Origin of the sequence: Allobosea psychrotolerans, from assembly GCF_002917105.1 — a bacterium.
Classification (GTDB): Bacteria; Pseudomonadota; Alphaproteobacteria; order Rhizobiales; family Beijerinckiaceae; genus Allobosea; species Allobosea psychrotolerans.
Genome location: NZ_PQFZ01000002.1, coordinates 173,305 through 187,887, shown reverse-complemented (window position 1 = coordinate 187,887; position 14,583 = coordinate 173,305). Strand labels below are relative to the sequence as shown.

General features: G+C 63.7%; 12 protein-coding genes and 2 pseudogenes. 9 read left to right on the top strand and 5 right to left on the bottom strand.

What is annotated here, in order from left to right:
• Positions 1 to 13: 13 nt before the first annotated feature.
• Entirely contained in the window at positions 14 to 1,021 is a 1,008-nt protein-coding gene (locus CYD53_RS03910; RefSeq protein ID WP_103716828.1) for a LacI family DNA-binding transcriptional regulator, read from the bottom strand.
• A gap of 314 nt (positions 1,022 to 1,335) precedes the next feature.
• On the opposite strand from CYD53_RS03910, the gene CYD53_RS03905 reads away from it, so the two are divergent.
• The 5 genes from CYD53_RS03905 to CYD53_RS03885 all read left to right on the top strand — a co-directional run bounded on the left by CYD53_RS03905 (position 1,336) and on the right by CYD53_RS03885 (position 7,483).
• The gene (locus tag CYD53_RS03905) at positions 1,336 to 3,048 is read left to right on the top strand and encodes an IlvD/Edd family dehydratase (protein ID WP_181011703.1); all 1,713 of its coding nucleotides are present in this window, start codon (positions 1,336 to 1,338) and stop codon (positions 3,046 to 3,048) included.
• Between the two features lie 150 nt (positions 3,049 to 3,198).
• Positions 3,199 to 4,269, top strand: coding sequence for a DNA polymerase III subunit delta' (locus CYD53_RS03900; protein ID WP_103716827.1), 1,071 nt, complete (start codon positions 3,199 to 3,201; stop codon positions 4,267 to 4,269).
• A 22-nt stretch (positions 4,270 to 4,291) separates the two neighbouring features.
• Positions 4,292 to 5,851: a methionine--tRNA ligase gene (gene metG / locus CYD53_RS03895; RefSeq protein ID WP_103716826.1), complete on the top strand. Its 1,560-nt coding sequence runs from the start codon at positions 4,292 to 4,294 to the stop codon at positions 5,849 to 5,851.
• On the top strand, positions 5,851 to 6,663 hold the full coding sequence (locus tag CYD53_RS03890; protein ID WP_103716825.1) for a TatD family hydrolase: 813 nt from the start codon (positions 5,851 to 5,853) through the stop codon (positions 6,661 to 6,663). Before metG ends, CYD53_RS03890 begins: the two co-directional genes overlap by 1 nt.
• A gap of 13 nt (positions 6,664 to 6,676) precedes the next feature.
• Positions 6,677 to 7,483 (top strand): MBL fold metallo-hydrolase, encoded by an 807-nt coding sequence (locus tag CYD53_RS03885; protein WP_103716824.1) that lies wholly within the window; start codon positions 6,677 to 6,679, stop codon positions 7,481 to 7,483.
• A 52-nt stretch (positions 7,484 to 7,535) separates the two neighbouring features.
• On the opposite strand, the gene CYD53_RS03880 is transcribed toward CYD53_RS03885, so the two are convergent.
• Positions 7,536 to 8,171, bottom strand: coding sequence for an isochorismatase family protein (locus CYD53_RS03880; protein ID WP_103717097.1), 636 nt, complete (start codon positions 8,169 to 8,171; stop codon positions 7,536 to 7,538).
• A gap of 148 nt (positions 8,172 to 8,319) precedes the next feature.
• Here CYD53_RS03880 and CYD53_RS03875 point away from each other — a divergent pair, with 148 nt between their 5' ends.
• A complete protein-coding gene (locus CYD53_RS03875; protein WP_103716823.1) occupies positions 8,320 to 8,970 on the top strand; it encodes a TetR/AcrR family transcriptional regulator in 651 nt (216 codons plus the stop codon).
• 645 nt (positions 8,971 to 9,615) lie between these two features.
• On the opposite strand, the pseudogene CYD53_RS30635 reads toward CYD53_RS03875, so the two are convergent.
• Positions 9,616 to 9,855 (bottom strand): annotated as a pseudogene (locus CYD53_RS30635) (homospermidine synthase); the annotation flags it as partial.
• A gap of 69 nt (positions 9,856 to 9,924) precedes the next feature.
• Positions 9,925 to 10,350, bottom strand: coding sequence for a nucleoside diphosphate kinase regulator (gene rnk, locus CYD53_RS03865; RefSeq protein WP_103716822.1), 426 nt, complete (start codon positions 10,348 to 10,350; stop codon positions 9,925 to 9,927).
• A gap of 857 nt (positions 10,351 to 11,207) precedes the next feature.
• On the opposite strand from rnk, the pseudogene CYD53_RS30630 reads away from it, so the two are divergent.
• Positions 11,208 to 11,360: pseudogene (locus CYD53_RS30630) on the top strand (IS3 family transposase); the annotation flags it as partial.
• A gap of 447 nt (positions 11,361 to 11,807) precedes the next feature.
• Here CYD53_RS30630 and CYD53_RS03860 read toward each other — a convergent pair.
• On the bottom strand, positions 11,808 to 12,041 hold the full coding sequence (locus CYD53_RS03860) for a hypothetical protein (protein ID WP_146055811.1): 234 nt from the start codon (positions 12,039 to 12,041) through the stop codon (positions 11,808 to 11,810).
• A 193-nt stretch (positions 12,042 to 12,234) separates the two neighbouring features.
• Between CYD53_RS03860 and CYD53_RS03855 the strand changes: the two genes are divergently transcribed.
• A complete protein-coding gene (locus CYD53_RS03855) occupies positions 12,235 to 13,866 on the top strand; it encodes a Na+/H+ antiporter (protein WP_103716820.1) in 1,632 nt (543 codons plus the stop codon).
• A 377-nt stretch (positions 13,867 to 14,243) separates the two neighbouring features.
• Positions 14,244 to 14,552 carry a helix-turn-helix domain-containing protein gene (locus CYD53_RS03850; protein WP_103716819.1) on the top strand — a complete coding sequence of 103 codons (309 nt, stop codon included), beginning with the start codon at positions 14,244 to 14,246 and terminating at the stop codon, positions 14,550 to 14,552.
• Positions 14,553 to 14,583: the final 31 nt, after the last annotated feature.

Below are 14,583 nucleotides of genomic sequence, written 5' to 3'. Positions count from 1 at the left end.
CTTCCGTGATGGGTCAGCCGCGCGCCTCCCCGAGGGAGGCGCGTGGGATGAATTCGACCGGGTTGATCTCGGTCATGTCGCGCGGATCGGCGCCGCCGATGCGCGCCAGCGCCATTTCGGCGAGGCGGCGGCCCGTCGCGGCGATCGGCAATTCCATGGTCGCGAGCGCCGGGTCGGAGAACGCGGCTGCCGGGATGTTGTCGTGGCCGATGATCGCGATGTCGCGCCCGGCCACGAGACCCCGCTCGCGCACGGCGCGCATTGCGCCCAGCGCCATGCTGTCGGTGGCGCAGAGCAGGGCGCTCGGCGGCTGCGCCTGCGCCAGCATGACGCCCGCGGCGCGATAGCCGCCGGCCTCGGTCGCGCTGTCCTCGATGATCTCGCCGGGAAGCCCTGTGTCGCGCATGGCGCGGGCGAAACCGCTGCGGCGCAGATGCGCGAAGGTGAAGGCCGACGGCGCGGCGAGATGGCCGATCCTGCGATGGCCGAGACCGGTCAAGCGCAATGCAGCGTCATGGAAGGCGGCTTCGCCGTCACCGTCGACATAGGCATAGGGCTCGGCGAAATCGCTGCGCCCCATCGCGACGAAGGGGAAGCCGATATCGGTGAGATAGCGCAGGCGCGCATCCTCGCGCCGGGTGCGGACGACGATGATCGCGTCGGTGCGGCGGCCTTCGATGAGGCGGCGATAGGTCTTGAGTTCGTCGGGGCCGGGCAGGGCGGCGATCAGCGTCAGATCGTAGCCCTGCTGGGCGAGCCGCTCGCCGGTCGATCTCAGCAACTCGATATAGAGCGGTTCGTTGAAATGGCCGGGCTCGGCCGGGAGCACCATGGTGACGATCTCGGTCAGTCCGCGCCGCAGCCGCCTGGCCGCGGAATTGGGCCGGTAGCCGGTCGTCTCGGCGGCGGCGAGGACGCGCTCGCGCGTGGCGACAGCGACGTCGCCATAGCCGTCGAGCGCCCGAGACACGGTCGTGATCGACAAACCCAGCATCTGCGCCAATTCGCGCAATGAACTCATCGATCGCCTCTGTTCACTGGCCAAGAGTCTTGGGCTGGGAGCGACGGATCCCGACCTCAGCCTGCGCGGCACGATAATGTCATCCGAAACGTTTTGGAAGAGGCTGCCGAAGCCTTGCCTGACGCTGCGGGGCGTGCGGCGAGCGAGCCGTGTCGCTCGGGCAGGCGGCCGGTGCCGGGCCGTCCATCTCCGCTCGCTCGCTTGCCCATGATCCTGACGACACCCCGCCCGGCTTCCTGCTCATCGAGGAATCGAACGCGGTCGGTCTATGCTGCATCATGGCTTGGCCGGTCTCGGCCCTGGGAGGAACGATAATGGCCAAAGGCCTGCGCAAGGGACTGACGAGCTATGGCGACGAGGGGTTTGCGCTGTTCCTGCGCAAGGCCTTCATCAAGGCGATGGGCTATTCCGACGATGCGCTGGATCGTCCGATCGTCGGCATCACCAACACCTACAGCGACTACAATCCCTGCCATGGCAATGCGCCGGCCCTGATCGAGGCGGTGAAGCGCGGCGTCATGCTGTCGGGCGCGATGCCGATGGTGTTCCCGACCATCTCGATCCATGAGAGCTTCGCCCATCCGACCTCGATGTTCCTGCGCAATCTGATGGCGATGGACACCGAGGAGATGATCCGTGCCCAGCCGATGGACGCGATCGTCGTGATCGGCGGCTGCGACAAGACATTGCCGGCGCAGATCATGGCGGCCGCGAGCGTCGACCTGCCCACCGTCGTGGTCCCGGTCGGGCCTATGGTGGTCGGCCACCACAAGGGCGAGGTGCTGGGCGCCTGCACCGACTGCCGGCGCCTGTGGAGCGCCCATCGCGCCGGCGAGATCGACGAGGCCGAGATCGAGACCGTGAACAGCCGTCTGGCGCCTTCCGTCGGCACCTGCATGGTGATGGGCACGGCTTCAACCATGGCCTGCATCACCGAGACGCTTGGCCTGTCCCTACCGATGAGCGCGACGATTCCCGCGCCCCATGCCGAGCGCATCCGCCTGGCGGAAGCCAGCGGCGCGGCGGCCGCCCGCATGGCGGTCGATGGCGGTCCGCGGCCCAGCGAATTGCTGACGCCGCAGGCCTTCCGCAATGCAACGGTCGTGATGCAGGCGATCGGCGGCTCGACCAACGGCATCATCCATCTGACCGCGATCGCCAACCGCACGCCGCATCGCTACGACCTCGACATGCTCGACGAGATCGGGCGCAAGGTGCCGGTCCTGGTCGATCTCAAGCCCTCGGGCGCCCACTATATGGAGCATTTCCACCATGCCGGCGGCGTGCCCAAGCTGCTCGCCCAGCTCGGCGAGCTGATCGACCTCGATGCCGGCACGGTCGCAGGCGGGACATTGCGCGATATCGTCGCCAGGGCCGAGGATGTCCCGGGGCAGGACGTGATCCGGCCGCGCTCGGCCCCGATCAAGGCAGAAGGCTCGATGGCCGTGCTCTATGGCAATCTCGCCCCGGGCGGCGCCATCATCAAGCAGGCGGCGGCGTCGGCGCGGCTGCTCCAGCATACCGGCCGGGCGGTGGTGTTCGATTCGGTCGAGGACATGGCTGCCCGCATCGACGATCCCGAGCTCGATGTCGGGGCGGACGACGTCCTCGTGTTGCGCAATACCGGGCCGAAAGGCGCGCCCGGCATGCCCGAGGCCGGCTATCTGCCGATCCCGAAGAAGCTCGGCCGCCAGGGCGTCAAGGATATGGTGCGGATTTCCGACGCCCGCATGAGCGGCACGGCCTTCGGCACGATCGTGCTGCATATCACGCCGGAATCGGCCGTCGGCGGGCCGCTTGCCCTGGTCGAGAGCGGCGACATGATCCGTCTCGACCTGGCCGGCCGCCGCATCGATCTCCTGATCGACGACGGCGAATTCGAGCGCCGCAGAGCCCTGCTGAGGACCTCGCCTGCGCCGGCGATGCCCAAGCGCGGCTATGCGCGCTTGTTCCAGCAAACGGTGCTGCAGGCCGATGAAGGCTGCGATTTCGACTTCATGGTCCGTCCGCCCGATGAGGCGCCTTAGCAGTCGTTCCGGCCTCGTCGGCCCGAGGCTGCCATCCCAGGTGTTGGGCCCATCGATCGCGGTGGCTGACGTTTCCACAGTGCCGGAAACGCTTGCCGTCCTGGGCGGGATTGTGCTCCACCAACGCCTGCCATTGCCACAGGACGCCCGATGCGCGCGACGAGCGACGAACCCGACCGGCTGCCGAATGCCCCGCATCCGCGCGAGACGCTGGCGCTCGTCGGGCATGGCAGGCAGGAGCAGGATTTTCTCGAAGCGTTGCGCTCGGGCCGGATGCACCATGCCTGGCTGCTCGGCGGGCCGGAGGGCATCGGCAAGGCGAGCTTCGCCTATCGCGCCGCGCGTTTCATGCTGGCGGCCGGCGACCCGGCCCGGCGCGCGGCCGATGCCGCCTCGCTGGCCATGGCGGAAGAGGATCCCGCCAGCCGGCGCATCATGGCGCAGTCGCATCCCGATCTGCATGTGCTGCGCCGGACGCAGAAGCCCGATGGCAAGGGCTACACCAGCAATATCCCGGTCGACTCCGTGCGTCGCGTTCTCGACCGCTTCGGTTCGAGCGCGGCCGAAGGTGGCTGGCGCGTCGCCATCGTCGATTCCGCCGAGGATATGGACCGCTCCGCCGCCAATGCCTTGCTGAAGCTGCTGGAGGAGCCGCCGCCGCGCGCGCTCTTCCTGATCGTGGCGCATGCGCCCGGCCGTATGCTGCCGACGATCCGCTCGCGCTGCCGGCTCCTGACCTTCGAGGCTCTGGACGAGGCGGCTATCGCGCAGGCTGGTCGGATCGCGCTGGAGCGAATGGGCGATCCCTTCGACGAATCGGCCCTGTTGCGCGCGGCCAGCTTCAGCGACGGTTCGGTGCGCCGCGCGCTCACCTATGTCGACCCCACGACGCTGGCGCTGGTCGAGGCCGTGCGGGCCCGGCTCGATGCGCTTCCGGGCATCGACCTTACGGCTTTGCTGGCGCTCGCCGAGGACGTCGCCGGCAAGGCGGGCGAGGGCGATTTCGCGGTGATGATCGACACCATCCAGAGCTGGCTCGGCGACCATCTCCATGCCCATGCGGCTGCGAGCCCGGCGCGCCTTGCACCGCTGGCGGAGGTATGGGAAAAGCTGGGACGCGCGGCCCGAGAGGTGGACACCTATAACCTCGATCGCCGCCCTCTCGTGATGACGATGTTTCATGATCTGTCGGATGCGGTTGCCCGCTCGCGCGCAGCGTGAAGCGAACCCTTCGGACCGGACTATGGCCACGGCGCCCAAATTCTATCTGACGACCGCCATTCACTACACGAATGGTCCGCCCCATATCGGCCACGCCTATGAGATGGTGGCGTCGGACGCGATCGCGCGCTTCAAGCGGCTCGACGGCTACGACGTCTTCGCCATGACCGGCACCGACGAGCATGGCCAGAAGGTGCAACGCACGGCGGCACAAAATGACCTTGCACCAAAGGCTTACGTCGATCAGATCGCAGATCGCTTCAAGCAAATGGAGCAGCGCCTCGGCTGTTCCTTCGACCGCTTCATCCGCACCACGGACGCAGACCATCTGCCTTCGACGCATGAGCTCTGGCGGCGCCTGGAAGCCAATGGCGACATCTACCTCGCCAAATATGCCGGCTGGTACTCGGTTCGCGACGAGGCCTTCTATGCCGAGAAGGAAACCACGCTGCAGCCCGACGGAACGCGGCTCGGCGGGCAAGGCACCCCGGTGGAATGGGTCGAGGAGGAGAGCTATTTCTTTCGCCTCAGCGCCTATCAGGACCGTCTCCTGAAGCTCTATGAGGAGGTCCCGAACTTCATCTCGCCGGAGACGCGCAAGAACGAGGTCGTCAGCTTCGTGAAGAGCGGGCTGGAGGATTTCTCGGTCAGCCGCACCACCTTCGACTGGGGGCTGTCGGTTCCAGGCGCGCCGAACCACGTGATGTATGTCTGGGTCGATGCCCTCAACAACTACCTGACCGGCTGCGGCTTCCCCGACGAGAACAATCCGCGCTGGCATTACTGGCCGGCCGATGTCCACATCATCGGCAAGGACATCGTGCGCTTCCACGCCGTCTACTGGCCCGCCATGCTGATGTCCGCCGGTCTTCCGGTGCCCAAGCGCGTCTTCGGCCATGGCTTCCTGCTCTCCAAGGGCGAGAAGATGTCGAAGTCGCTGGGCAATGTCGTCGACCCGTTCACGCTGGCTGACGCCTATGGCGTCGACCAGCTGCGCTACTTCTTCCTGCGCGAGGTCTCCTTCGGCCAGGACGGCAATTACAGCCATGAGGCGATCGTCGGACGCATCAACGCCGATCTCGCCAATGATCTTGGCAATCTGGCGCAACGCTCGCTCTCGATGATCGCCAAGAACTGCGAGGGCAGGGTGCCTGAATGCGGCGCGCTGACCGAGGGCGACGGCGCTATGCTCGCGCTTGCCGATGGCGCGCTCGCCAAGGCCCGTGACGCCATGCAGGATTTTGCCCTGCACAGCCTGCTGGCCGAGCTCTGGGCTCTGGTTGCCGAGGCGAACCGCTATTTCGCCGCGAACGAACCCTGGCGATTGACCAAGAGCGATCCCGCGCGCCGCGACACCGTGCTCTATGTCACGGCCGAGGTGCTGCGGCAGGTCGCGATCCTGGTGCAGCCGGTAATGCCCGAGGCCTGCGCCAAGCTGCTCGATCTGCTGGGCGTTGCGGCTGACGCCCGCAGCTTCGCCGCATTGGGCAAGTCTGGCCGCCTGGCTGTCGGGACCGCGCTTCCGGCCCCGAGCGGCATCTTCCCGCGCTATGTCGAGCCGGAGGCCGGCGAGGGCGTCTGATGCTGATCGATACACATTGCCATCTCGATTTTCCCGATTTCACCGAGGAACTCGACGCCTTCGTCGCGCGCGCCGAGGCCGCCGGCGTCGGCCGCATGGTCACGATCTCGACCCGCGTGGCGCGCTTTCCAGCCTATGCGGCAATTGCCGAACGCTTCCCCTCGGTCTGGTGCAGCGTCGGCACGCATCCCCATGGCGCGCATGAGGAACTCGACGTCACGGCGGAGCAATTGGTTGCGCTGTCGCGCCATCCGCGTTGCGTCGCCATCGGCGAGGCCGGGCTCGACTATCATTACGACAAGAGCCCGCGCGAGGCGCAGGCTCAGGGCTTGCGCACCCATATCGCCGCGGCGCGCATGACGCAGCTGCCGCTCGTCATCCACGCCCGCCAGGCCGATGACGACATGATCGCGATCCTGCGCGAGGAGATGGGGAAGGGCGCCTTCCCTGCCATCCTGCATTGCTTCACCGCCGGCGAGGCGCTGGCGCTGGCCGGGGTCGAGATGGGGCTTTACGTGTCCTTCTCCGGCATCCTGACCTTCAAGACCTCGGAGGAGCTGCGCCGGATCGCGCGCCTCGTGCCGAGCGACCGCCTCCTGGTCGAGACGGATGCGCCTTATCTTGCGCCCGTTCCGTTCAGAGGCAAGCGCAACGAACCATCCTACGTCGTTGAAACAGTGAAGGTTCTGGGTGAAGCGATCGGCGTCGGTTTCGACGAGATCGCGGCCCTGACCACGGCCAATGCGCGCCGTTGCTATTGGAAGATGGACCACGCCGCACCCTTGGCCCAACCTTTGGCCCAACGCCCATGAGACATCGCTTCGCATGGCGCTGACGGTCACCATACTCGGCTGCGGCTCATCTGGCGGCGTGCCGCGCCCCGGCTCCGGCTGGGGAGCCTGCGATCCCGCCGAGCCGAAGAACCGGCGGCGGCGCTGCTCGATCCTGGTCGAAAGTGCGGGCCCGAACGGAACGACCAGCCTGATCGTCGACACCTCGCCCGACCTGCGCGAGCAATTGATCGACGCCGGCGTGATGCATCTCGATGCGGTGCTGATCACGCATGACCATGCCGACCACACCCATGGCATCGACGACATGCGGGCGCTGGTCATGCATATGCGCCGCAGGTTGCCGGTCTACGCCGACGAGCGCACTTCCGCGACGCTTGCCCTGCGCTTCGGCTACATCTTCGAGACGCCGGCCGGCAGCACCTATCCGCCGATCCTGGATCTGCGGCCGATGCGGGTCGGCACGGCCTTGACGATCGAGGGAGCAGGGGGGCCCCTAGAGGCGCTGCCTTTCGCCGTAGAGCACGGCCCAGGCTATGAATCGCTCGGTTTCCGTTTCGGCGATCTGGCCTATCTCCCGGATGTCAGCTTCCTGCCGGCTCAGGCCAAGGCGGCGATGGCCGGCCTCGACATCCTGATCCTCGATTGCCTGCGCGAGACGCCGCATCCCAGCCATTTCAATCTGGTGCAGTCGCTGGCGACCATCGCCGAACTCAAGCCGCGCCGCACGATCCTGACCAATCTGCATAGCGATCTCGACTATGCAGCGCTGTCCCGGCGCCTGCCGCAGGACATCGTGCCCGCCTTCGACGGCATGACGGTCACGTCGAAGGCCGGGTAGGGCGCCTTAAAGCGTTTTCGAGCGAGCCGTGTCCGCTTCGCTCGAAAATGTTCTAATCGGCGTTCTGCCGATGCCAGTCCTCGAGCTGCGCCAGCACGGTTGCGAGATCCGATACGTCGACATAGCGGCGGCCGAGATCGCGCAGATTGTCCTTGTGCGGCTGCTCCTCGATATCGCCGACGCAATCCTCCGGCACGATGGTGCGATAGCGATAGCTGAAGCTGTCGATCGAGGTCGCGCGGATGCAGCCGCTGGTGTTGCAGCCGGTGACGATGACCGTGTCGACGCGCTCCTTGGTGAAATAGTCGCTGACGCCGGTGTTGAAGAAGATCGACGGGCCCTTCTTGCACACCGTGAGGTCATAGGCCGGATCATGGATCCGCGGATCGAGCGCGGCGCTGGGGTGGTCGTGGCGGAAGGTCTCGCGCACCGCCGTGATCTTCCAGTAGGGCATCTCGCGCTCGTTCAGATAGGCCGTGTTGCAGACCGCGACGGGCACATTATAGCGCCGCGCCACCTTGAGCAGCCGTTCTGTGTTCTCGAGCGCCCGCATCACCAGAGGCGCGCCGCCGAGCGGGTATTGCGGGTCGGTGAAGCCGAGTTGGAAATCGACGACGACGATGCCTGGCTTCTTGCCGAAGCCGACGGGAATTTCGCCATAGCTGCGATTTGCATAATCATCCGACATCATATCGCTCCTTCATCGGCTGGGATCAGTGGTCCTGCGCTATCCTTCATTGCTTTAAAAAAGCAAGCAAGATTGTTTTTTTAGAGAAACCCGCTATCCTGTCGCTGGGCGCATGATGCGCGGCCGGTTATCATGGTCGGATGGAGTCATGGCGAAATCGTCGAGACAACAGCAATTGCGCAGCGTCCTGACGCGGGACAGGCTGATCCAGGCCACGCTCGATGAGATTTTCGAGGTCGGCTACCACGCCGCGACCACGCAGGAGATCGCCGTCCGCGCCAGCGTGTCGCGCGGCGCGCTGCTGCATCACTTCCCGATGCGGGCCGATATCGTGCTCGCCGCGATGGAGGCCTTGCTCGAGGACGGCACCAGGCAGATCAAGGCGGTTGCCGGTCAACTGCAGGACGGCAAGGTCTCGCTCGGCGATTTCGTCGAGTTCCTGTGGCGGCTGTTTTCGGGCCGCTTCTTCTATCTGTCGCTGGAGATGATCACCGAGGCGCGCAACGACGCAGGCCTGCGCGAGCGCATGATCCCGGTGGTGAAGCGCTTCCACGATGCGCTGGACGAGATCTGGCTGGCGTTCTGCGATCCGCAGCGCTGCGCGCCGCGCCAGGCGCGCATCATCCTCAATCTGACCGTCTGCCTGATGCGCGGCATGGGCGTGCAGACCGTGCTGCGCCCGGAGCCCGGCTACTACCGCGAGATGATCGAATCCTGGAAAGCCATGCTGCCGCACATCATCGACGGCGCAGCGGGAGACATCATGTTCGCCAAGCCGGTCGTCAAAGACAACAGGTGAGAAACATTCGGCAAGCCATTGGCAAATCGATGCTACCAAGAGCAAGCCTTGTGCAATTGAGCCTGAGCGCGCCAGGGTTCGGTATCAATTTAAGTTCCATAATATGTCTTATGCGAATCATCTCTTCGGTCCCTCCTGGCGCTTAGGATCGCGATGCAATCTCAAAGGGCCTCTGCGAAATACCCGCGGCGGCCGACTACCCTCCATGCGAGATCGTTTCGGAGAGCCTGGTCATCCCGACGCTCATCCTGATCGGCGACAAGGACGATTGGACCCTCGCAGCCCGTGCGAGGCAATCGCCCAGAGGGATGTCGGAAAGAATCTGAGGCTCACCCTGTTTCGGGGTGTTTCACTCGTTCAACGTTCCCGTCTTCAAGGAGCTACGTCAGATCTACGGGCACTGGAGCAAGTTTGACGACGAGGCCACTAGCGGGGCCGTCCGAACTCCGCGACTTCCTTGGCAAAGAATTGGCTCAATAGCCGGATATGCTCAAAAACCTGACACGCTACCTGCGGCCGAGGGCCCTGCCCGGTCGGCCGCTTGTAGGCGCGCCGCAGCGCAGCTGTGCAGCCCTGACAAGCTCCGCCGCGCTGCTTGAGCTCCGCTGGAACGCGGGTCAGGCGCTTATGGCAGCAAGTTCACGCAAAACCCTGGTCTCCACCCGCGGTGAGCAGCAGTTCCAACATCGTCATGCAGTTGTCTCGCGTCACAGGCTCCTGATTGAACCGAATGCCCCGCTCGTCGAGCAAGGCACGGTTCGCGTCGTCGGGAGCGTCTTACGTGAAATGCCGCTCGATCAGCGGCGACGTCCCGCGGCTGATCGAACCAAAATCGATCATCACGATCGGGCCGGTGATCTCTCCGAATGCGGGCCATGTCTTCATTCTTCGAAACTCCTGTATGTTTTCCGGCTAAAAGTCGGGAACTTCGACGACTGAGATTTGTCGTCTCGCTCAATTCGGTGAGACCGCGTCCATGGGATCGATGAGCGTCACTACGGTCAGCCGCTTGACGTCTCCCGAACGCGTCGTCCATTCGATGGACCGTCCACCTGCCATGCCGATCAGCGCGACCCCAATTGGGGTGATCACCGATATCCTGTTAGCGGCGATATCCGCGTCTTCGGGCCACACCAGTGTGACGGTCGTTTCCTTGCCAGCCGTCTCGTCGCGAAATCGGACTTCACTGCCAACCCGGACATGCCCACTTGAGCTGCGGCCTGGGGGGAGAATGCGTGCGCGATCCAGCTCAGCCGAAAGTTCCGCCGAAAGCTCCGGCATGGTTTTGATGGCGCCGGCAGCGATCCGGCTCAGCTTGTGATGGTCCTCGCTGGTCACGACAATAGGCGCGCGCGCCCTGCCCCTCCTACGGCTGCTCATGGAAAGTCTCGCTTGAAAATGCTGCGGCCGCGCGTCCGACCGGGGCGATGCCCGGTCTGCGCTGCTCAGATCCGCTGTGGATGGAGGTTGATATGACGCGGTCGGCACCCCGTGTCCGAGGCGCGCAGCGCAGCAGACCCGGGGCTAGTGGCCCGCGATAAGGTTCCCTGACCGGTGACGGCCGCGACCAAACTGGTATGCGCTGTTCATGAAATCATGAATCGGCCAACGAACCCATTTTGTCAAATCCACCGGGAAGCGATCGGCTTTGGAAGGCGGCGCGGTTGGCGAGCCCCTCGCCGTTGAAGCTAATCTGAGAATCTGACAGGCACGATGCTAGAATGCTCAAGGCGCGCGAAACAGATGCATTCTTACAATTAACAGCCATTATTTCTGTAGCGCAGAAGCCGATGTTCTTGGCTTGATCGCGTCAGCCGATTGTCCAGCAGAGAGTTTTACATCGTCCGGAAACGATCGTGTGCAGTGGTCACGTGGATCAATTTCAAAATTGTCGCAGAAGGTTCCAAATGAGCGTGCGCCAAATTAGCGTGGCTCGCATTCTGGCTGGGCATGAGACCAGCGAAGAGATCCAGTCGAATCATTCATGGAGGATGTCCGTGCCCATGTCTGTCAGGCACGGACGAGCGTTTTATTTGGCGTTGCGTGCTTTCCCAGCTTTCAAAAGCACATCGGTGGCATTGATGCTCGTCGAGCCCTGATTTGCCTTGCAGTAGACAATTAGCTCGTGGATGCCTTCTTTGATCGTAGGAAATTTAACGGAAGGTTTCTTTCCGAGGCGGTTATATCACAGGATGATCGCGCTCTCATGATCGCCGATGGATTGAAGCTGGCTGCGGAGAACCGAACGCATCAGGGCAAGGTGCTGGACGCGCGACACCGCTGGGGCCGACGTGTTCGACTACATCGAGCGGTTCTACGACACGATCCGAAGGCACTCGCCCATTGGTTATTTCAGCCCGGTCGCGTTCGAAAAGAAGGTTGGATTGGCGCAACTGCCAGTCCACGAAACCGACCGCACGCCAGAGGCAAGTTCTTATTCCACTGATTGGCTATCCGACCAGACGGCACTTCGCCGACTGCCTGCGGGCATCTTGAGCCCCTCCCCCCGCCAGCTTCACTCGACACGTCTGACGTTCACAGACCGCCCGTCAGATCGAAGCATCACTCCAACGTCAAACGATTCAGTTTGCGAGGGCAAGATCGCTGGCTTGATGCTGCCGGTTCGCGGAAGATCGACGGCGGCACGAAAGAACTCCACGAGTCCGAGACATTTTTCGTCAAAGCTCAGACGGAGCTCGGCACCTGATCAATCCCTAGGATATGGATCAGCCGATACCGGCTGGCCGGAAATCCTCAAGGTCGCTGCGATGCGCTCCCGAAAGCTCCGCCACGTTCCAAGATCCCTCTTGCATTCGCGACATCTGACGAGAGCTTCGTTAGACAAGGGCTCGGGGAGCAAGACCGACGGCGACCCGCAAATTGAACACTCGAACCGTGACGGCGAAATCGCATTCATCTGCGGACGAATAGTTTCTCCCCTCGATAAGGTCAATTCCCGTAGCGGCAACCCCGCCGCCCTCGATCATTGTGTTGAGCGCGACAAACGATCCCTTCTTTGGCCCGTGCGACATATCCGGCAGCCTCATCGGGTTGCGGGAACCGAGCTTCAACACCCCATCTCCGCAGCCCTATGGCTGGGCGAGAACGATGAGGACGTCCAGGCCTGTCGCGCCGGAAGCTCGAGGCCTGATCGGGAGGCATGACGGGGCCTTCGGCCGTGTGCAAAAAGCACGTGGAACGACTTTGCATTTGATCGGCGGTTCGCCTCATAAGCGCGACACGCCCATATAAATCGGAGATCATGTGGACTCTGTCGCGACCATCCTTTTCCTGCTTCTGGCCGTCGTGATCAGCAGCTCGCTGGCGCGGTTGACGACGCTGCCATTGCCGTTGGTCCAGATTGCGCTCGGTGCCCTGGTTGCGCTGTCCGTCGTGCCGACAGTGGTACTAGACCCCCAGCTCTTCTTCGTTCTTTTCCTGCCGCCGCTGCTGTTCCTCGATGGCTGGCGTATCCCCAAAGAGCATATCGTTCGGGACCGGGCAGTCGTCCTCGAACTGGCATTGGGTCTTGTCCTTTTCACGGTCGTCGGCGTCGGTTTTCTGGTCAGCTGGCTAGTCCCCGCCATGCCGCTCCCGGTCGCCTTCGCCCTGGCAGCCGTAGTGTCCCCGACCGACCCCATCGCGGTATCGGCAATCGCGGCTCGTGTCCCGATTCCCAAGCGGCTGATGCATATCCTCGAAGGAGAATCGCTGTTGAACGATGCCTCGGGGCTGGTCTGCATGCGCTTCGCCGTGGCCGCGATGCTCACTGGGACCTTCTCCATCCAGGCCGCCTTCGTCACGTTCCTATGGGTCGCACTTGGGGGCATTGCCATCGGCATCTGCGTCACCTGGGCGATATCGAAGGGCAAGCAATGGGTCACAGCCCATCTGGGAGAGGACACAAGCTCCCAAATCCTGATCAGCCTGTTGATTCCATTTGGAGCCTATCTGCTGGCCGAGCACTTCCATTGCTCCGGTATCCTCGCGGCTGTCGCGGCGGGCATGACCATGAGCCTGGTCGAGGAAACGGGCCAGGCTCTGGCGGTGACCCGAGTGCGGCGCGCTGCGGTCTGGGACATGGTCCAGTTCGCAGCCAACGGAGTTATCTTCGTACTGCTTGGCGAGCAGATGCCCGGCATTCTTGCTGGCGCGGTCGAAACTGTGAAGCTGACCGGCCATCGTGAGCCTTGGTGGCTGGCCATTTATGTCCTGGTTATCAGCGGAGCGCTTGCGGTGCTACGCTTCGCCTGGGTCTGGATATCGCTGAAGCTCACGCTCTTCCGGGCCAAGCAAAAAGGGCAGCCTTTGCGGGCAGTGAGCTGGCGCTTGATCGCGGCCATGTCGCTCGCAGGCGTCCGCGGTGCGATTACCTTGGCCGGCGTGTTGACGTTGCCCCTTGCCCTCGCGGATGGCTCTGCTTTCCCTGCTCGTGATCTGGCCATCTTCCTGGCGGCGGGCGTCATCTTCGTCTCGCTCGTCGCTGCGAGCATCGGCCTCCCCAGCCTACTGCGTAACCTTGAATTGCCGCCGGAGGCGTTCGATCAGGTCCAGGTCGATCGCGCTCGAGCGTCCGCCGCCGAAGCCGCGATCAAGGCCATCGAGCGAACTCAACACGCCATGTCTTCGGGGCGCTCGGATGCCGACCTTTACGCCGACGCCTCTGCCCGCGTCATGGAACTCTATCGCCGACGCCTCGATGGCCGATTGCAGAGCCCGGAGGCAGCTTCGCTTGGCCGAAGCATTGAGGCGATTGAGCGGAAGCTGCGGGTCGCTGGCCTACGCGCTGAACGTACGGAGCTGTACCGGCTGTCTCGTAACCGCGAGCTGGATAGCGAAGCTGCACGCAAGTTCATCCGCGAAATTGACCTGCTTGAAGCCCGTTACACGGGGTAATTTCCGCGCGCAACGGCGCGCATCGGTGACTTGAAGCGCTTCGTGCAAGCCGCTGGCAGAGCCCTTCGCACAGGAGCCCGGCGCTCGCAGGCTCAATTTCGGACAAGTGATCCTTCAGCTCGCTCAGGAGAGCACGTAAATCCGGCGGCCAGATGTCTTTCGGCTCCGCCTTCTCGGACAGCGCTTCGATACGCCTCCGATAAAAGCTGTAGAGCGCTCGGGTCTGGATGACACCTTCCTTGCGACCAACGAGGCTCGTTGGCTGGCCGTGCCGGCAATTTGATATCTCAAGCGTCGAATATCATGCTGGAAACAATATCGTCCGAAGCGTACAAATCATCATCGACACTCGGTGCGTCGCAATCAATGGGCTGCCCATGATCACCGGAGCGCAGTTACGGGCCGCACGCGCCCTTCTTGGTATCGACCAGCGTGGTCTTGCCGCGCTGTCGCAGCTTTCTGTGCCGACGATCCAGCGCATGGAAGGAAGCGACGGGGTGATCCGGGGCAATGTCGACTCACTGATGAAGCTGATCGGCGCGTTGGACACCGCCGGAATCGAGCTGATCGGAGAAGGGATACCCAGTCAAGGCAAGGGGCGCGGCGTTCGCCTCAAGGAAGCTGCCGTCGGCGTCGAGCACCAGCCCCGAAAAATGCCCCAGACAGCCGGGGCCAGAGCGGCCTAGAGCAGGATGCGAAAAAGTGGAAACCGGCTTT